This window comes from Vibrio amylolyticus (genome assembly GCF_023145695.1).
GTDB lineage: Bacteria > Pseudomonadota > Gammaproteobacteria > Enterobacterales > Vibrionaceae > Vibrio > Vibrio amylolyticus.
The window spans coordinates 124,563-145,853 of record NZ_JAJHVV010000004.1; the positions used below are offsets into that span (position 1 = coordinate 124,563).

General features: G+C 44.8%; 29 protein-coding genes. 3 read left to right on the plus strand and 26 right to left on the minus strand.

Annotated features, from left to right (window positions below):
* Positions 1 to 2: 2 nt before the first annotated feature.
* The 26 genes from rplR to kefG all read right to left on the minus strand — a co-directional run bounded on the left by rplR (position 3) and on the right by kefG (position 17,681).
* On the minus strand, positions 3 to 356 hold the full coding sequence (gene rplR, locus KP803_RS07520; protein ID WP_248008222.1) for a 50S ribosomal protein L18: 354 nt from the start codon (positions 354 to 356) through the stop codon (positions 3 to 5).
* A 9-nt stretch (positions 357 to 365) separates the two neighbouring features.
* A complete protein-coding gene (gene rplF, locus KP803_RS07525) occupies positions 366 to 899 on the minus strand; it encodes a 50S ribosomal protein L6 (RefSeq protein ID WP_248008223.1) in 534 nt (177 codons plus the stop codon).
* Between the two features lie 12 nt (positions 900 to 911).
* The gene (rpsH, locus tag KP803_RS07530; RefSeq protein WP_248008224.1) at positions 912 to 1,304 is read right to left on the minus strand and encodes a 30S ribosomal protein S8; all 393 of its coding nucleotides are present in this window, start codon (positions 1,302 to 1,304) and stop codon (positions 912 to 914) included.
* A 29-nt stretch (positions 1,305 to 1,333) separates the two neighbouring features.
* A complete protein-coding gene (gene rpsN, locus KP803_RS07535) occupies positions 1,334 to 1,639 on the minus strand; it encodes a 30S ribosomal protein S14 (RefSeq protein WP_248008225.1) in 306 nt (101 codons plus the stop codon).
* 17 nt (positions 1,640 to 1,656) lie between these two features.
* On the minus strand, positions 1,657 to 2,196 hold the full coding sequence (rplE, locus tag KP803_RS07540; RefSeq protein WP_248008226.1) for a 50S ribosomal protein L5: 540 nt from the start codon (positions 2,194 to 2,196) through the stop codon (positions 1,657 to 1,659).
* Positions 2,197 to 2,221: 25 nt separating this feature from the next.
* Positions 2,222 to 2,539, minus strand: coding sequence for a 50S ribosomal protein L24 (gene rplX / locus KP803_RS07545; protein WP_102406603.1), 318 nt, complete (start codon positions 2,537 to 2,539; stop codon positions 2,222 to 2,224).
* A gap of 11 nt (positions 2,540 to 2,550) precedes the next feature.
* A complete protein-coding gene (rplN, locus tag KP803_RS07550; RefSeq protein WP_248008227.1) occupies positions 2,551 to 2,922 on the minus strand; it encodes a 50S ribosomal protein L14 in 372 nt (123 codons plus the stop codon).
* Between the two features lie 160 nt (positions 2,923 to 3,082).
* Entirely contained in the window at positions 3,083 to 3,337 is a 255-nt protein-coding gene (gene rpsQ, locus KP803_RS07555) for a 30S ribosomal protein S17 (RefSeq protein ID WP_248008228.1), read from the minus strand.
* Positions 3,337 to 3,528 (minus strand): 50S ribosomal protein L29, encoded by a 192-nt coding sequence (rpmC, locus tag KP803_RS07560; protein ID WP_017036076.1) that lies wholly within the window; start codon positions 3,526 to 3,528, stop codon positions 3,337 to 3,339. Before rpmC ends, rpsQ begins: the two co-directional genes overlap by 1 nt.
* Entirely contained in the window at positions 3,528 to 3,938 is a 411-nt protein-coding gene (gene rplP / locus KP803_RS07565) for a 50S ribosomal protein L16 (RefSeq protein ID WP_248008229.1), read from the minus strand. The genes rpmC and rplP overlap by 1 nt, the downstream gene beginning before the upstream one ends.
* An 11-nt stretch (positions 3,939 to 3,949) precedes the next feature.
* Positions 3,950 to 4,648, minus strand: a complete 699-nt coding sequence (rpsC, locus tag KP803_RS07570) for a 30S ribosomal protein S3 (RefSeq protein ID WP_102406609.1) — start codon at positions 4,646 to 4,648, stop codon at positions 3,950 to 3,952.
* A gap of 16 nt (positions 4,649 to 4,664) precedes the next feature.
* Positions 4,665 to 4,997: a 50S ribosomal protein L22 gene (gene rplV / locus KP803_RS07575; RefSeq protein ID WP_102406611.1), complete on the minus strand. Its 333-nt coding sequence runs from the start codon at positions 4,995 to 4,997 to the stop codon at positions 4,665 to 4,667.
* Between the two features lie 9 nt (positions 4,998 to 5,006).
* Positions 5,007 to 5,285, minus strand: coding sequence for a 30S ribosomal protein S19 (gene rpsS, locus KP803_RS07580; protein WP_005435078.1), 279 nt, complete (start codon positions 5,283 to 5,285; stop codon positions 5,007 to 5,009).
* A 19-nt stretch (positions 5,286 to 5,304) separates the two neighbouring features.
* Positions 5,305 to 6,129 carry a 50S ribosomal protein L2 gene (rplB, locus tag KP803_RS07585; protein WP_248008230.1) on the minus strand — a complete coding sequence of 275 codons (825 nt, stop codon included), beginning with the start codon at positions 6,127 to 6,129 and terminating at the stop codon, positions 5,305 to 5,307.
* Between the two features lie 15 nt (positions 6,130 to 6,144).
* A complete protein-coding gene (rplW, locus tag KP803_RS07590) occupies positions 6,145 to 6,447 on the minus strand; it encodes a 50S ribosomal protein L23 (RefSeq protein WP_017036081.1) in 303 nt (100 codons plus the stop codon).
* Positions 6,444 to 7,046, minus strand: coding sequence for a 50S ribosomal protein L4 (gene rplD / locus KP803_RS07595; RefSeq protein ID WP_017036082.1), 603 nt, complete (start codon positions 7,044 to 7,046; stop codon positions 6,444 to 6,446). The genes rplW and rplD overlap by 4 nt, the downstream gene beginning before the upstream one ends.
* Positions 7,047 to 7,062: 16 nt before the next feature.
* Positions 7,063 to 7,692: a 50S ribosomal protein L3 gene (gene rplC, locus KP803_RS07600; protein WP_017036083.1), complete on the minus strand. Its 630-nt coding sequence runs from the start codon at positions 7,690 to 7,692 to the stop codon at positions 7,063 to 7,065.
* Between the two features lie 14 nt (positions 7,693 to 7,706).
* The gene (rpsJ, locus tag KP803_RS07605; RefSeq protein WP_102406620.1) at positions 7,707 to 8,018 is read right to left on the minus strand and encodes a 30S ribosomal protein S10; all 312 of its coding nucleotides are present in this window, start codon (positions 8,016 to 8,018) and stop codon (positions 7,707 to 7,709) included.
* Between the two features lie 471 nt (positions 8,019 to 8,489).
* Entirely contained in the window at positions 8,490 to 9,227 is a 738-nt protein-coding gene (rlmB, locus tag KP803_RS07610) for a 23S rRNA (guanosine(2251)-2'-O)-methyltransferase RlmB (RefSeq protein WP_248008231.1), read from the minus strand.
* 15 nt (positions 9,228 to 9,242) lie between these two features.
* The gene (rnr, locus tag KP803_RS07615; protein WP_248008232.1) at positions 9,243 to 11,699 is read right to left on the minus strand and encodes a ribonuclease R; all 2,457 of its coding nucleotides are present in this window, start codon (positions 11,697 to 11,699) and stop codon (positions 9,243 to 9,245) included.
* 136 nt (positions 11,700 to 11,835) lie between these two features.
* On the minus strand, positions 11,836 to 12,471 hold the full coding sequence (gene motX, locus KP803_RS07620; RefSeq protein WP_248008233.1) for a flagellar protein MotX: 636 nt from the start codon (positions 12,469 to 12,471) through the stop codon (positions 11,836 to 11,838).
* Positions 12,472 to 12,698: 227 nt separating this feature from the next.
* On the minus strand, positions 12,699 to 14,015 hold the full coding sequence (locus KP803_RS07625) for an adenylosuccinate synthase (RefSeq protein ID WP_248008234.1): 1,317 nt from the start codon (positions 14,013 to 14,015) through the stop codon (positions 12,699 to 12,701).
* A gap of 311 nt (positions 14,016 to 14,326) precedes the next feature.
* Positions 14,327 to 14,899, minus strand: coding sequence for a peptidylprolyl isomerase (slyD, locus tag KP803_RS07630; RefSeq protein WP_248008235.1), 573 nt, complete (start codon positions 14,897 to 14,899; stop codon positions 14,327 to 14,329).
* Between the two features lie 111 nt (positions 14,900 to 15,010).
* Positions 15,011 to 15,238, minus strand: a complete 228-nt coding sequence (locus KP803_RS07635) for a YheV family putative zinc ribbon protein (protein ID WP_248008236.1) — start codon at positions 15,236 to 15,238, stop codon at positions 15,011 to 15,013.
* A gap of 42 nt (positions 15,239 to 15,280) precedes the next feature.
* Complete coding sequence (kefB, locus tag KP803_RS07640; RefSeq protein ID WP_248008237.1) at positions 15,281 to 17,077, minus strand: glutathione-regulated potassium-efflux system protein KefB; 1,797 nt, start codon at positions 17,075 to 17,077, stop codon at positions 15,281 to 15,283.
* A complete protein-coding gene (kefG, locus tag KP803_RS07645) occupies positions 17,067 to 17,681 on the minus strand; it encodes a glutathione-regulated potassium-efflux system ancillary protein KefG (protein WP_248008238.1) in 615 nt (204 codons plus the stop codon). Before kefG ends, kefB begins: the two co-directional genes overlap by 11 nt.
* Before the next feature lie 142 nt (positions 17,682 to 17,823).
* Here kefG and KP803_RS07650 point away from each other — a divergent pair, with 142 nt between their 5' ends.
* From KP803_RS07650 to KP803_RS07660, 3 genes are all read left to right on the plus strand, one after another.
* On the plus strand, positions 17,824 to 19,743 hold the full coding sequence (locus KP803_RS07650) for an ABC transporter ATP-binding protein (protein WP_248008239.1): 1,920 nt from the start codon (positions 17,824 to 17,826) through the stop codon (positions 19,741 to 19,743).
* Positions 19,743 to 20,246 carry a TIGR02444 family protein gene (locus KP803_RS07655; protein WP_248008240.1) on the plus strand — a complete coding sequence of 168 codons (504 nt, stop codon included), beginning with the start codon at positions 19,743 to 19,745 and terminating at the stop codon, positions 20,244 to 20,246. The genes KP803_RS07650 and KP803_RS07655 overlap by 1 nt, the downstream gene beginning before the upstream one ends.
* A 66-nt stretch (positions 20,247 to 20,312) precedes the next feature.
* On the plus strand, positions 20,313 to 21,281 hold the full coding sequence (locus KP803_RS07660; protein ID WP_248008241.1) for a hydrolase: 969 nt from the start codon (positions 20,313 to 20,315) through the stop codon (positions 21,279 to 21,281).
* Positions 21,282 to 21,291 lie beyond the last annotated feature (10 nt).

Consider the following 21,291-nt stretch of genomic DNA (forward strand, 5'->3'; position numbering starts at 1 on the left):
CCTTAGAATTTCAGACCAGCTTCGCGAGCAGAATCTGCTAGCGCCGCTACTCGACCGTGGTATTGGAAACCAGAACGATCAAATGCAACTGAAGCTACGCCTTTTTCAATAGCGCGCTCTGCAATAATTTTACCTACTGCTTTTGCTGCATCGATGTTACCAGTATTCTTAATTTGCTCACGGACCGCTTTTTCTACTGTAGATGCTGCAGCAATAACTTCAGATCCATTAGACGCGATAACCTGAGCATACACGTGACGAGGAGTACGGTGTATTACTAGGCGAGTTGCACCCAGTTCTGCAATCTTACGACGTGCGCGTGTAGCACGACGGATGCGAGATGCTTTCTTATCCATAGTGTTACCTTACTTCTTCTTAGCTTCTTTAGTACGCACGATTTCATCGGCGTAACGAACACCTTTGCCTTTATAAGGCTCAGGCTCACGATAAGAACGAATGTCCGCAGCAACTTGACCTACTAATTGCTTATCGCAACCAGTAATAATGATCTCAGTTTGGCTAGGGCATTCAGCCTTAATACCTTCCGGAAGAGCGTGCTCTACTGGATGGGAGAAGCCAAGGGTTAGGCCTACAGCGTTGCCTTTCATAGCAGCACGGTAACCTACACCTTTAAGAGTCAGCTTCTTAGTGAAGCCTACAGTAACACCAACAACCATGTTATTAACTAGAGCGCGAGCAGTACCTGCTTGTGCCCATGCGTTACTAACACCTTCTTTCGGACCGAAAGTTAGGTTGTTTTCTTCCTGTGCAATAACTACAGCGTTGTTTAGAACGCGAGTTAGCTCACCCTTACCACCTTTTACAGTGATCTCTTGGCCATTTAATTTCACCTCTACGCCAGCTGGAATAGCGACAGGTGCTTTAGCAACACGAGACATAGTCTACTCCTATTAAGCGACGTAACAGATGATTTCACCACCAAGACCGGCTTTACGAGCAGCACGATCGGTCATAAGACCTTTGGAAGTGGAAACTACAGCAATACCAAGTCCACCCATCACTGACGGTAGCGAGTCTTTGTTCTTGTAGACGCGCAGGCCAGGACGTGAAACACGTTGGATTTGCTCAATTACTGGTTTAGCTTGGAAGTACTTAAGAGTAACTTCTAGCTCTGGTTTTGCTTCGCTGTTAACAGCGAAGTCAGCGACGTAACCTTCAGCTTTTAGTAGTGCAGCAATTGCAACTTTAAGCTTTGAAGAAGGCATTTTAACAGCAACTTTATTTGCTGCCTGACCGTTACGTACTCGGGTCAGCATATCCGAAATCGGATCTTGCATGCTCATATGATTTACTCCAAATGATTAAGTAGCAATTACCAGCTAGCCTTACGAAGTCCAGGAATCTCGCCTTTCATGCAAGCTTCACGAACTTTAATACGGCTTAGACCGAACTTACGCAGGTAACCGTGTGGACGACCAGTTTGGTTGCAACGGTTGCGCTGACGAGATGCACTTGAATCACGTGGAAGAGCCTGCAGTTTTAGAACTGCGTTCCAACGATCTTCTTCTGATGCGTTTACATCGCTAATGATAACTTTTAACGCAGAACGCTTAACAGCGAACTTAGCTACTAGTTTTGCACGTTTAGCTTCACGTGCTTTCATTGATTGTTTAGCCATAACAGTAACCCTTCACCTTACTTACGGAATGGGAAGTTAAATGCAGTCAGCAGAGCGCGCCCTTCCTCATCGGATTTTGCAGACGTCGTGATAGTAATATCAAGACCGCGTACTCGATCTACTTTATCGTAGTCGATTTCCGGGAAGATGATTTGCTCGCGAACGCCCATGCTGTAGTTACCGCGGCCGTCAAAAGACTTAGCGCTAACACCACGGAAGTCACGTACACGCGGAAGAGCAATTGAGATTAAACGCTCAAGAAACTCCCACATACGTTCGCCACGTAAGGTTACTTTACAACCAATTGGGTAGCCTTCACGAATTTTGAAACCTGCAACAGATTTACGCGCTTTAGTGATAAGTGGCTTTTGACCAGAGATCGTTGCCATATCAGCAGCTGCGTTTTCCAGCAGTTTCTTATCGTTGATTGCTTCACCAACGCCCATGTTTAGGGTGATTTTATCAATCCTAGGGACTTGCATGACGCTTGAGTAGCTGAACTCTTTGGTAAGCTCAGCGACTACAGACGACTTGTAGTAATCATGCAGTTTCGCCATAGTAGAACTCCAAATTACATTCTAATTAGTTAGAAACGGTTTCGCCGTTAGACTTGAAGAAACGAACTTTCTTGCCATCTTCGATACGGAATCCGATACGGTCTGCTTTACCAGTAGCCGCGTTAAAGACTGCAACGTTAGAAGCATCAATAGCTGCTTCTTGTTCAACGATGCCACCTTGTTGACCTAGAGCCGGTACAGGCTTTTGGTGCTTCTTAACAAGGTTGATACCTTCAACGATTAGTTTACCAGTAACCAGAACCTTAGTTACTTTACCTTTCTTGCCTTTGTCTTTACCAGCAAGAACGATTACTTCGTCATTACGACGGATTTTAGCTGCCATGTTGCCGCTCCTTACAGAACTTCTGGTGCAAGTGACACAATTTTCATGAATTTCGCATTACGAAGTTCACGAGTCACTGGACCAAAGATACGTGTGCCGACTGGTTGCTCAGTAGTGTCATTCAACAATACGCAAGCATTTCGGTCGAAGCGAATGACAGAACCGTCTGGACGACGAACGCCTTTACGAGTGCGCACGACCACCGCTTTCAGAACGTCACCTTTCTTAACTTTACCGCGAGGAATTGCTTCCTTAACAGTAACTTTAATGACGTCTCCGATATGTGCATAACGGCGATGTGAACCACCCAGGACCTTAATACACATTACTCTACGAGCGCCGGAGTTATCCGCAGCCTCGAGTGTACTTTGCATTTGGATCATGTTAGTGCTCCGCTAAATATTAATACTAGACCCTCTCGGGTCGGGCTCCCTTATTATAAGGGACGCGAATTGTACCACCCTTTCTTACGATTGGATAGACAAAAAAACAAGCGGCCCCAAAATAATCTGGAGCCGCTTGATAATCAAAGAAAAATCGAAATTAACCTTTCGCTTTTTCTAAGACTGTTACCAATGTCCAAGACTTAGTCTTAGACAGAGGACGACACTCAGCGATCTCAACTTTGTCGCCTAGGCCACAAGTGTTGTTCTCGTCATGTGCGTGTACTTTAGTCGTACGCTTTGTGTACTTCCCGTAGATTGGGTGCTTCACAGTGCGTTCGATAGCAACAACGATAGACTTGTCCATCTTGTCACTAATTACACGACCTTGCTGGGTACGTTTCTGTTCGCTCATTATGCGCCTGCCTTTTCAGTCAAAACAGTTTTCACACGTGCGATGTCACGGCGTACAGCTTTAAGAGTATGAGTTTGCTGTAGTTGACCAGTTGCAGCTTGCATGCGCAAGTTGAACTGTTCACGTAGCAATTCTAATAGCTCAGCGTTAAGCTCTTCAACGTTTTTCTCGCGTAGATCTTGTGCTTTCATCACATCACCTGCTTAGTTACAAATGTAGTTTTGAACGGCAGTTTGCGAGCCGCAAGACGGAACGCTTCACGAGCCAATTCTTCAGGTACACCGTCCATTTCGTACATAACCTTTCCAGGTTGGATTTGGGCAACCCAGTATGCAACTGAACCTTTACCTTTACCCTGACGAACTTCAAGTGGTTTTTCTGTGATAGGCTTGTCTGGGAACACACGGATCCAGATTTTACCTTGACGCTTTACGTGACGCGTCATAGCACGACGTGCCGCTTCAATTTGACGAGCAGTCAGACGACCACGGCCAACAGCTTTAAGACCAAATGTGCCGAAGCTTACATCTGTACCTTTAGCTAGACCACGGTTACGACCAGTCATAACCTTGCGGAACTTAGTACGTTTAGGTTGTAGCATCAGTCGACTCCTTACTTACGGCCTTTACGCTGCTTCTTAGGCTTGTCGCCTTTCGGCTCAACAGCGTTAGCTGCTGGCATACCACCTAGAATCTCACCTTTGAAGATCCAAGTTTTAATGCCGATCACACCGTATTGGGTGTGAGCCGAAGAAGTTGCGTAATCAATGTCTGCACGTAGAGTGTGTAGAGGTACACGACCTTCACGATACCACTCTGCACGTGCGATTTCAGCGCCGCCAAGACGACCGCTTACTTGTACTTTGATGCCTTTAGCGCCTAGACGCATAGCATTTTGTACCGCACGCTTCATAGCACGACGGAACATAACGCGACGCTCTAGTTGAGACGCGATGCTATCACCCACAAGTTGAGCATCAAGCTCAGGCTTACGTACTTCAGCGATGTTAATTTGCGCTGGTACACCTGCGATTTTTGCTACAGCTGCGCGTAGTTTCTCTACATCTTCACCTTTCTTACCGATTACAACACCTGGGCGAGCAGTGTGAATAGTCACACGAATACTCTTAGCAGGACGCTCGATAACGATACGTGATAGAGATGCTTTTTTCAGTTCACTTGTTAGGAACTGACGTACCTTGAAGTCGCCGTCTAGGTTGTCAGCGAAATCTTTGGTATTAGCAAACCATGTAGCATTCCAAGGCTTAACGATGCCAAGACGAATGCCATTAGGATGTACTTTCTGACCCATTGCTTACTCTCCTAGTCTAGCGATCAGCTACAACAATACTGATGTGGCTTGAACGCTTCAAGATACGATCCGCACGACCTTTAGCACGAGGCATAATACGCTTCATGATAGGGCCTTCGTCTACGAAGATTTTAGCGACACTTAGATCGTCAATATCTGCACCTTCGTTGTGTTCCGCGTTTGCGATTGCTGATTCAAGAACTTTCTTAATTAGTTCAGCAGCTTTTTTGTTGCTGAAAGTTAAGATTTCTAGAGCCTGATCAACAGATTTACCGCGAATTTGGTCTGCAACTAAGCGAGCTTTCTGAGGCGAAATGCGAGCAAAGTTATGTTTAGCTAGTGCTTCCATCATCTACTCCTAACGCTTCTTAGCTTTCTTATCTGCAGCGTGGCCGCGATAAGTACGTGTTGGTGCGAATTCGCCCAGTTTGTGACCGATCATTTCTTCGGTAACAAATACTGGAACGTGCTGACGACCATTATGGACAGCGATGGTCAAACCAATCATTGTTGGGATGATCATTGAGCGACGGGACCAAGTCTTAATAGGCTTTTTGTCTCCGCTTTCCACCGCTTTCTCTACCTTCTTCAGCAAGTGTAGGTCAATAAAAGGACCTTTCTTGAGAGAACGTGGCATGGCGATTCCTCTTTATAGATTATTTAGTGCGACGACGTACAATGTACTTGTCGGTGCGTTTGTTTTTACGAGTCTTGAAGCCTTTGGTAGGTTGGCCCCATGGTGATACTGGGTGACGACCGCCAGATGTGCGACCTTCACCACCACCGTGTGGGTGATCAACCGGGTTCATTACCACACCGCGAACGGTTGGACGAACACCACGCCAGCGACTAGCACCAGCTTTACCTAATTCACGTAGCATATGCTCAGAGTTACCAACTTCACCGATCGTTGCACGACCTTCAGAAAGTACTTTGCGCATTTCGCCAGAACGTAGACGAAGGGTAACGTATGCACCGTCGCGAGCGACGATTTGAGCATAAGCACCAGCCGAACGAGCTAGCTGTGCACCTTTACCAGGCTTAAGTTCAACACAGTGTACAGTAGAACCTACTGGGATGTTGCGCAATGGCAGAGTGTTACCTGCTTTAATTGGCGCATCAACACCAGATTGGATCTGGTCACCGGCTTGAACACCTTTAGGTGCGATAATGTAACGACGCTCACCGTCTGCGTACAGAACTAGAGCGATGTTAGCGCTACGGTTTGGATCGTATTCTAGACGCTCAACTTTCGCTGGGATACCGTCTTTAGTACGTTTGAAGTCAACTACACGGTAATGGTGTTTGTGACCACCACCGATGTGACGTACTGTAATACGACCGTTGTTATTACGACCACCATTCTTAGAGTTTTTCTCTAGAAGTGGTGCGTATGGCTTACCCTTGTGTAGGTCAGCGTTAACAACTTTAACAACGTGACGACGACCAGGGGAAGTCGGCTTACATTTAACAATAGCCATTTTTAACTACTCCTGTTACTCAGCACCGCCAACGAAGTCAAGATCTTGACCTTCGTTCAAAGTCACGTACGCTTTCTTAACGTCGCTGCGGCGACCTTGGCGTAGACCTTGACGTTTGGTCTTACCCTTAGTAATAAGAGTATTTACAGACTTAACTTCAACTTCAAATAGCTTCTCTACAGCTGCTTTGATCTCTTTCTTAGTTGCATCGATAGATACTTTGAAAACGATAGTGTTCGCTTTCTCAGCAGCCATAGTTGCTTTTTCAGAGATATGTGGAGCACGTAGAACTTTTAGTAGACGCTCTTCAGTGATCATGCTAGAAGCTCCTCAACTTGCTTAACTGCTTCAGCAGTTATTAGAACCTTGTCGAAAGCGATAAGGCTTGCTGGATCAATACCAGCTACGTCACGCGCATCAACTTTGTATAGGTTACGAGCAGCTAAGAATAGATTCTCATCTACTTCGGCAGTCACAATTAGAACATCACTTAACTCAAGTTCATTAAGTTTAGCTACAAGTTCTTTTGTTTTTGGTGCTTCTACTGAGAAGTTATCAACAACGATTAAACGCTCTTGACGAACAAGCTCAGAAAGAATGCTTTTCATAGCACCGCGGTACATTTTCTTGTTAACTTTTTGGCTGTGATCTTGTGGTTTCGCAGCAAAAGTAACACCACCTGTACGCCAGATTGGGCTACGAATTGTACCAGCACGTGCACGGCCAGTACCTTTTTGACGCCATGGCTTAGCACCACCGCCAGAAACTTCTGAACGCGTCTTTTGAGCACGAGTACCTTGACGAGCACCTGCTGCAAATGCAACAACTACTTGGTGAACAAGGGCTTCGTTGAACTCACGTCCGAAAGTAGTTTCGGAAACAGTTAGTGCATCAGCACCTTTAACCATCAATTCCATTACTTACTCCTAGACGTTATGCTTTAATAGCTGGTTTTACGATCACGTTGCCACCTGTTGAGCCCGGTACTGCACCTTTAATAAGGAGAAGATTGCGCTCAGCGTCAACACGTACGATCTCTAGGTTTTGAGTCGTTACACGCTCAGCACCCATGTGACCTGCCATTTTTTTGCCTTTGAATACGCGACCTGGAGTTTGACATTGGCCAATTGAACCCGGTGCACGGTGAGACAAAGAGTTACCGTGAGTCATATCTTGAGTAGAGAAATTCCAACGCTTGATAGCGCCTTGGAAGCCTTTACCTTTAGAAGTACCAGTAACGTCTACTTTCTTAATTTCATTGAATAGTTCTACGTTTAGCTCAGCGCCAACTTCAAACTCTTCTCCGTTTTCTAAACGGAATTCCCAAAGACCGCGGCCAGCTTCAACACCTGCTTTCGCAAAGTGACCAGCTTCTGGCTTAGATACACGGTTAGCTTTCTTAGTACCAGCAGTTACTTGGATTGCTGCGTAGCCGTCGTTCTCAATAGTACGTACTTGAGAAACACGGTTAGCTTCAACCTCAACAACAGTTACTGGGATAGAAACGCCTTCTTCGGTAAATACGCGGGTCATACCCACTTTACGTCCGACTAGACCAATCATTATTCTAATCTCCCTTAACCTAGGCTGATTTGTACATCAACGCCTGCAGCAAGATCTAAACGCATTAGAGCATCAACAGTTTTATCTGTTGGCTCAACGATGTCGATCAAACGCTTGTGAGTACGAATTTCGTACTGGTCACGTGCATCTTTGTTGACGTGTGGAGAGACAAGAACAGTGAAACGCTCTTTACGAGTAGGCAGTGGAATAGGACCACGAACCTGTGCGCCGGTACGCTTTGCTGTTTCTACGATTTCCGCAGTAGAAGCATCGATTAGTTTGTAATCAAACGCTTTAAGGCGGATTCGGATACGTTGGTTCTGCATGAGACAGAGCTCCAATAATTAAATATTACACAAACAATATCGCCACTCAAACTCGTTAATACGAGAGAATGCCGATTGATTTATGTGAAACCGTAGCATCCAAGATTAGGACGCATTGTCAGTTAATTTTCGATTAACTACCCCCATAAGCAAAATCACCTTTACTATGGTTGTTCCGAAGAACAGATAGAGAATTGTATTAACCGCGAACATAAGCTGAGTCTACATTACCTAACTAATCTGAAGAAAAGTTAGCTCCTCGACGCTCATTGGTTCACAACTGGCTTAACCAGTGCGGTGCATTATACAGATCACAGTTTGAGTTGCAAGGGTTGGTTGGAAATTAATCGAAAGATAGAAATAACTAAGAATGAAAGAGGATAGAAGAAGGATGCTAAAAGGAAGAAAAGAGCTTAAAGAAGTCAAACGGCCTCTCTTAATCCTCTTTTCTCCCTCTCTTCATTAGCTTATTTAAGCCAAGCGCTGCCTTACGGCTTCAAACAGACAGATTCCCGATGCAACTGAGACGTTAAGGCTTGAAACGCTGCCCGCCATCGGTATTTTAATCAAGTCATCACATGTTTCACGAGTAAGACGACGCATACCATCCCCTTCTGCACCCATCACAATAGCCAATGGGCCAGAGAGTTTTGCTTGGTAAATATCATGAGTAGCTTCACCCGCGGTACCTACAAACCAGACGCCTTGCTCTTGCAACGATCTCATTGTGCGCGCAAGATTCGTCACTCTTACTAGCGGTACAGTTTCAGCCGCGCCACAAGCCACTTTACTGACTGTTGCACTAAGCGGTGCCGATCTATCTTTTGGCACAATAACCGCGACCGCACCAGCCGCATCAGCGTTACGTAAACAAGCACCAAGGTTATGTGGATCAGTCACGCCATCAAGTACTAACAACAACGGCTGTTCATGCTGAGCTAAAATATCATCAAGATCTTGCTCGTTTAATTGCTTCGCCGCTTTAACCTTGGCGATTAGGCCCTGATGATTGGCTCCTTGAGCTTTATCATCAAGCGCTTTTCTACCCATCTGCTGAATGGAAACGCCACAGACGTTGAGCTCATTCAGTAGTGGCAACATACGATCGTCTTGACGACCTTTTAGTACGTACGCTTCAATTAATCTTGCAGGGTCTTTCTCTAGCACCGCTTTCACAGCGTGAATGCCATAAATAAATTCATTACTCATTATCTAATCCACTACTTACTTTTTAGCGCGTGCTTTATCTGTGCCTGCGCGAGATTTCTTTTTACGAGCCTTAGGCTTTTTTTTACCGCTCTTCTTCGATGCCTCTTCATTTGAGCCATCAGGACGCTTAGTTGGCTCAACCATCGCCTTCGCTTTTGAGCCCGGCTTTCTACCTTTGCTAGAGCTACGACGCTTATTCTTCGCTTTCTCTTGTGCTTCGGCCGCCCGTTTCTTCGTTGTCTTACCTTTACCACGGACTTTACGTTCAGTACCAACCAATTCAAAATCGATTTGGCGACTATCAAGGTTAACCGCTTTAACCGTGACTTTCACTGAGTCACCTAAACGGTAGATCATACCGCCAGCTTCTCCAACAAGACGCTGCCCCATAGGATCAAACTGGTAGTAGTCATTGGCCAATGATGAAATATGCACTAAACCATCGATATGAAGTTCCGTTAAACGAACAAAGAATCCAAAGCCTGTTACGTTGGCAATGACACCGTCCATCTCCTCGCCAACATGATCTTGCATGTATTCACACTTCAGCCAATCATTCACTTCTCGGGTTGCATCATCAGCGCGACGTTCCGTCATGGAACACTGTTCACCGTAGAAGTCCATGTCATCAAAAGAGTAGTGATAACCGCCTGTTGGTGTCCAGCGATCGGTATTTCGCCCTTCCCCTTTAGCAATGAGATATTTTATCGCACGGTGCAGCAGTAAGTCAGGGTAACGACGAATTGGTGACGTAAAGTGCGCATATCGCTTCAGAGCTAATCCAAAGTGCCCACAGTTATCCGCGTTATACACCGCTTGCTTCATTGAACGAAGAAGCATCGTTTGAATCAGCTCTTTATCTTCACGTTCACCAATTTGATGCATCAACTCAGCGTAATCGGTTGGTGACGGTTGTAACCCTCCACCTAAACTTAATCCAAGTTCACCAAGGAAACTTCTAAATCCAGTCAGCCTCTCTTCCCCTGGAGTTTCATGAATACGGTACAGCGCTGCTTCTTTGGCTTTTTCTACCAATGATGCAGAAGCAATATTCGCCAAAATCATACACTCTTCGATGATTTTGTGGGCATCATTTCGAATCACAGGCTCAATACGGTCAATCTTACGATCAGCATTAAAAATGAACTTCGTTTCTATCGTTTCAAATTCAATCGCGCCACGCTTGTCACGTGTTTGCTTAAGAATCTTATACATTTTATGAAGCTCTTCTAAATGAGGAACTTCTTTCTCATAACGCTGACGAAGTTCTTCATTCCCATCAAGGATTGAGCCTACTTTGTTATACGTTAGGCGCGCATGAGAGTTCATTACCGCTTCATAATGCTTATAACCAGAAAGCTTACCGCTCGCTGAGATGGTCATTTCACAAACCATACATAGGCGATCTACTTCTGGGTTAAGCGAACACAATCCGTTAGAAAGAACTTCTGGAAGCATAGGTACTACTTGTGAAGGGAAGTAAACCGAGTTACCACGGTTGATCGCTTCTTTATCTAACGCTGTATCCGTTCGTACGTAATAGCTCACATCTGCAATTGCGACCCATAAACGCCAACCGCCGCCTTTCTTCGCTTCACAATAAACAGCATCATCAAAGTCACGTGCATCTTCACCATCGATGGTGACTAACGGTAAATCACGTAGGTCGACTCGGTCTTTTTTCGCTTCTTCAGGAACAAATTCACCTAAGTTCGCAATTTGCTTATCGACGGCTTCAGGCCATTCATTCGGGATTTGGTGGGTGCGGATTGCAATTTGCGTCTCCATACCCGGTGCCATACTCTCACCCAAAACTTCTGTTACCTTACCCATCATTCCACGGCTTCGTGTACCGCGATCGGTCAATTCGATAACCACAACGTTCCCCATTCGAGCGCCGCCTTTGTGCTCGTTAGGAATAAGAATATCTTGGGTGATTCGAGAGTCGTCGGTAACAACAAACGAGTGACCATACTCTAGGAAAAAACGGCCGACGAGTGGCGTGGTTCTCTCTTCTAGTACACGTACAACACGACCTTCTTTTCGACCGCGCTTATCCGTACCCGATGGCTGAACCAATACAAGATCACCGTGGATAATATGACGCATCTGGTGATGAGGTAGCAGCACATCGTTATCTTTCCCAATACTGCCTTCTGGTCTTACCCAACCAAAGCCATCTTTGTGCCCAATAACTAAACCTTTTATTAGTTCTAGTTTTTCAGGTAATGCATAACACTGACGTCGAGTAAAAATAAGCTGTCCATCACGCTCCATCGCTCGGAGGCGACGACGCAGCCCTTCATATTGCTCTTCCCCTTGCAACTTAAGAGCTTCAAATAGATCGTTCCGATTCATAGGAACATTCGCCTCTCTCAAGAATTCCATAATGAATTCTCGACTCGGGACTGGGTTTTCATAATTCTTAGATTCACGATCGGCAAACGGATCGTTATTGATTTTTTCTGACATATACTCGCCTACTGAAGCAAGGAGGGATTAAGTTTAGTATATCTGACTCCTCAACCAAGCTACAGAATTGCTTTGAGATAAAGAAACAAAAAGCCTAGCATTTTATTGCTAGGCGTTTCATAAATAAGAATGTTCATTACCAGAAGGTATCTCGCCGTTTGGCTCTGGCAATAATGTTGTCTGGCATTCTATTCTCCAGACTTTGCCGCAATACTGATATGCGGCGATGCGTCCTCTGATCCGCGGTTACTGAGTTATACAGCCACCGATACGCATCTTCATAATCAAGCGGGCTACCATAATCTCGCAATAACAACTCAGCCAAATGAATACGAGCATTTAAATTGCCCATGGCCGCTGCTTCGCGTAAATACGGAATAGCGCGCTCTTTGTCTTGCTGCACTAAAGTGCCGCGAGAATAATAGCTGCCTAATTGTTCGAGTGCTGTTGGCAAACCTTGGTGTGCAGCATTTTCCATATAGTAAATGCCAAGCTCAACATCTTGTTCTACACACACACCCCACGCCAACATTCCACCATATAAAAACTCATAAGAGGGAAGGCTGATCCGAGTAGCACGTGCGACGATATCTTCCACTAACTGGCAGTTATCGGCTTTCACTCGCTCAAGATGTTTGTTTTGTTCAATCAGTTTAATTAGTTCAGCTTCAGTATAAATGGGGATCGGTTCACCCACTTCCGTCACATTTGCGTGACTCAAAGATGAACTCAACACCACCATTAATGAAGCTGCTACCGTTCGTAGCTTCATACTTGCACTCTTTATCAATTCCGATAGCCCCTTAAGTATAGTGTTTATTCACACAAGGGCTTGGGCTTGATTTCTTTATCGGCAACAGAGGTAAACACTTTAGACAAAATTTGCCTAGGTCGGCAATTACTTGCCACTAAGCGAACAAAATAACATCAAATAAGGCATAAAAAAACCGACCATTTAGGCCGGTTTCTACAATTACTTATTTTTCAACCACTTCAGACTTAAGAGCTGAATGGGTGAACCTTAATAATTGTTTCGTTACGGTCTGGACCTGTCGATACGATATCAATTGGTACACCCGTTAACTCTTCAATACGCTTGATGTAATCGTGAGCTGCTTTTGGAAGCGCATCTAGAGATTTCGCACCAAAAGTCGTTTCAGACCAACCAGGCATTGTTTCGTAAATTGGTGTCGCTTCTTCAAATGACTCTGCAGCCATTGGTGAAACTTCTAAGATAGAGCCGTCTTTCATCTTGTAACCCGTACAGATTTTTAGCTCTTCTAGACCATCTAGTACGTCTAATTTAGTTAGACAGAAACCAGAGATAGAGTTGATTTGCACTGCACGACGCATAGCAACGGCATCAAACCAACCAGTACGACGTAGACGACCAGTCGTTGCACCGAACTCCTGACCAACATCGCCTAGGTGTTTACCTACAGGGTCTTGCTTGTCTAAACCGTCGTAAAGTTCTGTCGGGAAAGGACCTGAACCAACACGAGTACAGTAAGCTTTAGTAATACCTAAAATGTAACCGATGTGACGAGGACCAAAACCAGAACCAGCAGCAACACCACCAGCCGTCGTGTTAGAAGACGTTACGTATGGGTAAGTACCGTGGTCGATGTCAAGTAGTGTACCTTGAGCACCTTCGAACATAACTTTATCGCCACGCTTGCGTGCAGCGTCTAGTTCGTCAGTTACATCCATAACCATCGCGGTAAGCATGTCTGCGTAGCCTTTACACTGCTCAAGAACTTCGTCATAGCTTACTGTGTCAGCTTTGTAGAAGTGCTCAAGTTGGAAGTTATGGAAATCCATTACTTCTTTTAGTTTATCTGCAAATGCTTCCATATCGAAAAGGTCACCAACGCGTAAACCGCGACGAGCAACTTTATCTTCGTATGCTGGACCGATACCACGACCGGTAGTACCAATTGCTTTTTTACCACGAGCGATTTCACGCGCTTGGTCAATAGCAATGTGGTAAGGAAGAATTAAAGGACAAGCTTCAGAAACGAAAAGACGTTCGCGTACTGGGATACCGCGAGCTTCTAGAGGCTTCATTTCTTTAATTAGAGCTTCAGGTGATAATACTACGCCGTTACCAATAACACATTTGATGTTATCGCGAAGGATACCTGATGGAATTAAGTGAAGAACGGTTTTTTCACCGTCAATGACTAGAGTGTGACCTGCATTATGGCCGCCTTGGTAGCGAACCACATATTTTGCATCTTCAGTTAAAAGGTCAACAATTTTACCTTTACCTTCGTCACCCCATTGGGTGCCAAGAACGACTACGTTATTTCCCATCTTTCCAATTCTAATAGCTAGTTAAAAATGGATTCTAGCACCGAATCACACTTCGTGCAGTCATTTTTTAATCATAGTTATGCAATATAAAACTAAGTGACTGAGCTACTTGGAAAGTTCTCATTGCTCAGTAGCAAACAAACTCACTGAGTTGCATACCCTCTTACTTAGGCATGAAACCCTTTGAGTTCACCTATCACTCTTCCAATCGCCAAAAACAAAAACGCCACCCAACTATGGGTAGCGTTTTATCAATCGATGCTTGCGGTAGAACGCATTGTCCTACTGCTATTACCCGTTACAACGAGTAATTAGTGTGAGCTGCAGTTACCGCTGCCACAACATTCGTGATCGTCGGCTTTCTCTTCGCCGCCACAACAACCGCCTTCTTTCTCTTCACCATGACCACCGCAGCAACCACCTTCTTTATGAATATGACCGTGCTCGATCTCATCAGTCGTCGCTTCACGAACAGCAACAACTTCAACATCAAAGACTAATGTTTGACCCGCTAGCATGTGGTTGCCATCAACAACAACTTCGTCGCCATCAACTTCAGTCACTTCAACTGGGATTGGACCTTGATCAGTATCTGCAAGGAAACGCATGCCGACTTCAATCTCGTCAACACCTTGGAATACATTGGCAGGAACACGTTGAACCAGTGCGTCGTTGTGCTCACCGTAACCGTCTTCAGGAGAAATCGTTGCAGAGAACTTATCGCCAGCTACTTTACCTTCAAGTTTGCTTTCAAGACCCGTCACTAAGTTATTGTGACCGTGAAGGTAATCAAGAGGTGCATCGACTGTTGATTGGTCGACTACAGCACCTTCAACTTTTACTTCATATGCCAAGCTAACGACAACGTTCTTTTCAATTTTCATATTTGCTCCGAGGCAGTGTAGGCTTGAGACTATCCTCAAGCAAAAATTCGTTTCTTGAGAGTAACCCCAAGTATGTTGGATACATTATGGGGATCAAATAATGAAACTCAATTATTCAGGCTTAAAAATTCCGATCATTTCTTGCGCTGCGTGTTCACTAGAATCTACAGATTTAGGCTTACGTTGGTCAACGTGCTGACACTCAACACATTCAACCATTTCAATATTATTCTCAATCCACCAACGCAATGCATCCTGAGCCTGACACTTTGGACAGCTCGCTCCTGCAATAAAGCGTTTTTTGATTTTCTTTTCCACTCTCATTTCTTGATGACTCATAAAAAACTCCTTAGGCACCTGGCTTGTTAATAACGTCTAGCCTTACTTTTCCCAATAATTATGAGATTGACGATCATTATCCATTTCTCGTCCAAAGATCTCTTCTAACTCTTTGCGCGCTTCTTTCGCTCGCAGCGCTAACTGCTTATCTTCACTGTGTTGTGGTAATAGCTCTTTTAACATGGCGTTGTCTAGCTTTCTAAAATGTGCTTCTGCCCTTTTAGCTTGGTAAGGATGCATGCCTAATTCAGTCAGCGTTTGTCTCCCCAAATCTAAGGCACCAAGGAAAGTCTCACGCGAATAACTGTCTACACCATGGTTAATCAGTTGATATGCTTCAACACGACTTCGAGCCCTTGCTAACACCTTTAAGTTTGGAAAGTGGTGCTTACAAAGATCAACAATTCTCACGATATGCTCTGGAGTATCAGTACAAACAACGATGGCTTCGGCCTTATCTGCTCCAGCCGCTCTCAACAAGTCCAACTGAGTGGCATCACCATAAAAGACCTTGTAGCCAAATTTACGTAGCAATGCGATTTGACTGGCGTCACTTTCGAGCACCGTGACTTTAATCTTATTTGCGTACATCAGACGACCGACAACCTGACCAAAGCGTCCAAATCCAGCAATAATGACTCGAGGTTGCTTATCGATCACATCCGTTTTAAGGCCACCCTCATCATGATTAAGGTTTCTCGCAAACCACTTAGCTTGTGCTGCCAATAAAAGCGGTGTCGTCACCATAGACAAGCTGACCACCACAAGAAGGAATGAGAGTTGCTCACTGGTTAATAACCCTTCTGCACTCGCTGCGGTAAAAATGACAAACGCAAACTCACCACCTTGACTGAGGATTGCCGCCATCTTACTGCGTGCTTTGGCTCGAGTGCCAAAGAAACGGGCCAATAAATAGAGTATCCAGCCTTTAATAAACACTAAGCTCGCTGCTGCTAGTAATACTTTCATCGGTTCTAACGCAAGCAACCCTAAATTAGCCGCCATGCCAACAGAGATAAAGAACAGCCCAAGTAACAACCCTTTGAACGGCTCAATCGCTATTTCAAGCTCATGACGATATTCACTTTCGGCCAATAATACGCCAGCAAGGAATGTCCCTAACGCCATTGATAAGCCCAATTGTTTCATCATCACCGCAATACCTATCACCAACAGCAAAGCAGCAACGGTAAACAGCTCTCTGACACCACTGAGAACGACATATCGGAAAAGAGGTCGAAGAAGAAAGTGACCGCCAACCAATAAAGCGATAATTCCGGCTAACATCCACATAGCATCAAGCCAACTGCCCGCTGTATTGCCCGCTAAAATTGGTAAAATGGCTAACATAGGGATAACAGCGACGTCTTGGAAAAGTAAAACGGCGAACCCTGATTGTCCGGTTTCAGTGCCTGCTAGCCCTCTCTCTTCAATCACCCGAAGCGCAATAGCGGTAGAGGAAAGCGCGAGCCCCATTCCAATCACAAGGCTTGTTTGCCAAGTGAAACCAAACACACTCACGATGGCGGAAATGATAACGGTGGTAATAACAACTTGAGCGCCACCTAACCCAAGAATAGGCCCTCTCATTTGCCACAATTTTTTTGGATTAAGCTCTAAGCCAATAAGGAACAGCAGCAGTACAACACCAAACTCAGCAAAGTGCAGTATCGCTTCCACATCACTGATTAAACCGAGCCCCCAAGGCCCGATGGCAACACCAGCCAATAGATAGCCCAATACAGAGCCAAGTCCAATTCTTTGCGCCAACGGAACTGCAACGACCGCAGCTGTGAGAAAAATGGCACTACTTTGGAGGAAGTCATATTCAATCGCCATGATCACTCTCCTCTTCATTGTGTATCGTTATTACTGACTTTTCGATACCCACTGTTGGTGTTAACAACCAACGTCGGTATTGCTCAGCGTGCTGATAACGATCGATATCGGTCACATTTCGCGACCAGTATAAAACTAAGGGCTCGACCCATTGCATTTGACACAATGCCGCCATCAATTCAAAAGGCTGAAGAATTTGCTCTAAGGGATATTTATTATAGCCTTTAGCACCAAAAGCCTCTTCGTTGCCCCCTGCGGTGATTGCATTTCGCCACACTTTCCCTTTTAAAAGGCTGGCGTTGCCAAACGCAAAACCTTTGCTTAAGACACGATCAAACCACTCTTTAAGCAGCGCTGGGCAAGAATACATATATAACGGGTGCTGAAAAACGATCACATCATGCTCTAGCAGTAAGTGATGTTCAGCGGCGACATCAATAAAGAAGTCAGGATAATGGGCGTAAAGATCATGGACAGTAACATGCTCAAGCGATTCGATTTTTTTTATCATCACTTGGTTAGCGATTGAGTTATTAGGCTCTGGGTGAGCGTAAATCACTAATACTTTTGGGGATTGTGGATTCGACTTATTCTGTTCCGTCATGTCGCAAGCAAGCATCCTAAGGTGTTATAAAGTTGTTATTCTTTTTTAGCATCATAACGTAATTTGTATAATGATCGACATTTATCCTTATTCCCCCTACTATTTGTCGCCATAAATACCACCATGTGCCCGTTAAAATTCTATGATTATCTTTTCCGACATTCAGTTACTTAGAGGTGGTAAGCCTCTATTAGAGCAAGCATCCGCTACCATTCACCCTGGCGACAAAGTTGGCCTTGTGGGCAAAAATGGCTGTGGGAAATCCACGTTATTTGCGCTACTTAAAGATGAACTATCAATCGATGCGGGAACATTTAGCCAGCCTTCTCATTGGGAATTAGCATGGGTGGCACAGGAAACACCGGCACTTGAACGTGGTGCACTTGACTATGTGATTGATGGTGACCGTGAATATCGCGGGCTTGAACGTGAGCTAATGAAAGCTGAAGAAGCCGATAACGGTACGCTGGTTGCGGAGCTTCACGGAAAGATAGAAACCATTGGTGGTTACACCATTAAATCTCGCGCTGCAGAGTTACTTGATGGTTTAGGTTTTAGCCAAGAACAGATGAGTTGGAATCTAACACAATTCTCTGGTGGTTGGAGAATGAGACTCAATCTTGCTCAGGCGCTACTGTGTCGCTCTGATTTACTACTTCTCGATGAACCAACCAACCACTTAGATTTGGATGCGGTGATGTGGCTAGAACGCTGGCTACAAAATTATCCGGGTACGCTTATTCTCATTTCCCATGACCGAGATTTCCTAGACCCAATCGTCGGTAGAATTGTTCATGTCGAGAACCAACAGTTAAATGAATACACTGGCAACTACTCTTCCTTTGAAACACAGCGCGCACAAAAGTTAATTCTGCAACAAGCTCAGTTCCAAAAGCAGCAGAAACAAATGAGCCACATGCAAAGCTATATTGACCGCTTTCGCTACAAAGCCTCTAAAGCAAGACAAGCACAAAGTCGTATAAAAGCGTTAGAGAAAATGGAGAAAGTACTTCCGGCTCAATTTGATAACCCATTTAGTTTTGAATTTAAAGAGCCGGCGACACTGCCTAATCCCATTATCATGATGGACGATGTAAGTGCGGGTTATGATGACACTCTGATATTAGAAAAGATCCGTCTTAACCTTGTTCCAGGTAGCCGTATTGGTCTTCTTGGTAGAAACGGAGCCGGTAAGTCGACGTTAATTAAGCTGCTCTCTGGCGAACTTAACCCTCAGTCAGGTGATTTAGGCTACTCACAAGGTGTTAAAATTGGTTATTTTGCTCAGCACCAATTAGAAACGCTGCACCCAGAAGAGACGCCTCTGCAACACATGATGCAGATCGCACCAGGTAAAACAGAACAACAACTTCGTGATTACCTTGGAAGCTTTGGCTTCAAGGGAGAAAAAGCCCTCGACAAAGTGGCACCATTTTCGGGTGGTGAAAAGGCTCGATTGGTGTTGGCTTTAGTCGTTTGGCAAAAACCAAACCTATTACTGCTCGATGAACCGACCAACCACCTTGATCTCGATATGCGCCAAGCGCTCACTTTTGCGCTGCAAACCTTTGAAGGGGCAATGGTCATCGTCAGTCACGATCGTTACTTATTACGTGCAACCACTGATGACTTATATTTGGTTCACGACCGCCAAGTCGCGCCATTTGATGGTGACTTAAGTGACTACTATAAGTGGCTAACAGATCAACAAAAAGCGGAAAAAAAAGAAGCGCAAGCACAGCAACCCGCCAAAGACAGTAATAACAGTGCCGTGGCCAAGAAAGAGCAGAAACGCAAAGATGCAGAATTTAGAAAACTGACCGCACCGCTGCGTAAAAACTTAACTAAGCTAGAAAAGAAAATGGATAAATTCAGTGAAGCCATCTCTCAGGCTGAAGAACAATTGTCCGATACTTCACTGTATGAGTCAGAAAATAAAGCTAAGCTTACAGAAGTACTCGCGCTGCAAGCGACCAGTAAGTCACAGCTCGAAGAAGTCGAAATGGAATGGATGGCCGAGCAAGAAGCGCTAGAACAAATGGAAGAGGAATTTAATCGCTGATGACTCAAGAGCACGCTGAAATATCACTCACACTGGAAAGGCTATGGCAATTTAGCTTGCAATATTACAGTGTGCGAGAGGTTAAACAGGCGTGCTTAGATCTTCAGAATCAATTCCATGGCAATGTTAACTTGCTGCTGTTGTTAAAATGGCTTGACGAGCAGCAAGTCAGCTTTCTAGAAGAGGATTGGCATAAGGTGGAGGAGTGCTTAGGACGCTCAGAAGCGCTACTTCATAGTTTTCGAGAACTAAGGCGGAAGCTAAAATTACAGGCTCCCGATACTCTTTATCGCGAATCACTGCAATTTGAACTTCAACTAGAAAAGCAGCAGCAATCTGATTTAGTGGACTGTATTAACCAGCTACCACTTATCAAACGTTCTCCATCAGAGCTGACATTACCGTCAGATGAGTACTCAACCAGTTCATTGACCCAACGATATTGTCGTCAACTGGGTGGGGAGCATCTTTATCATGCATTCTCAGCCCCTGCTCCTTCTTAGCTCTTAGCTCTTAGCTCTTAGCTCTTAGCAACTAATAACGTCGAAACTTCAAACTAACGGTTAATCATGACGCAATTTATTCCAGCAGTAGGGATTAAAAACCCGCACTTACAAACAATAGCACCTCGCTTTATGCGCAAAAAAGCATTGTTTGAACCTATCTGGCAAACACTGGATACAGCCGATGGCGACTTTGTCGACCTCGCTTGGAGTGAAGACCCTTTATCTGAGGCGGCGAAAAATAAGCCCGTATTTATTCTATTCCACGGGCTAGAAGGCAGTTTTTACAGCCCTTACGCAAACGGGCTGATGCAGGCTTTTGCTAAGCAAGGTTGGCTATCGGTGATGATGCACTTTCGAGGTTGTAGTGGGAAGCCTAACAACCTAGCGAGAGCGTACCACTCTGGGGAAATTGACGATGCACGCTATTTCCTTAACTATCTAAATATGCGCTTACCCAATAACCCTAAGGTAGCCGTCGGTATTTCATTGGGTGGAAATATGCTGGCTAACTACCTTGCTCATTATAAAGAAAATCCATTAATCGATGCAGCAACGATTGTCTCAGCACCACTTGATCTCTCGAGCTGCTCTGAGCGCATTGAACAAGGGTTTTCCAAGGTCTATCGCCGCTATCTTGTATCCTCTCTCAAGAAGAGTGCACTGCATAAACATCGTTTATTAAAAGGAGAGTTGGGGCTCTCGTACAAACGTATCAAACGAATTTCAAAGCTCTATGAGTTTGATGAACTTATCACCGCTCCGTTACACGGGTTCGAAGATGCTAAGAACTACTATCAACAGTGTTCTGGGCTACACAAATTACAAGAGATCACTTTACCGCTGCAGATCATTCACGCTAAAGACGATCCTTTCATGACTCAGGCGGTGATCCCTAGCTTCGTTCTACCTGACAATATCGACTACAGGTTATTAGATCATGGTGGTCATGTTGGTTTTATTTCCGGTAGTTTAAAGAATCCAGATTTTTGGCTAGAACAAATGCTGCCCGCTTACTATCAGTCCCTAAAATAAAAAGACACCT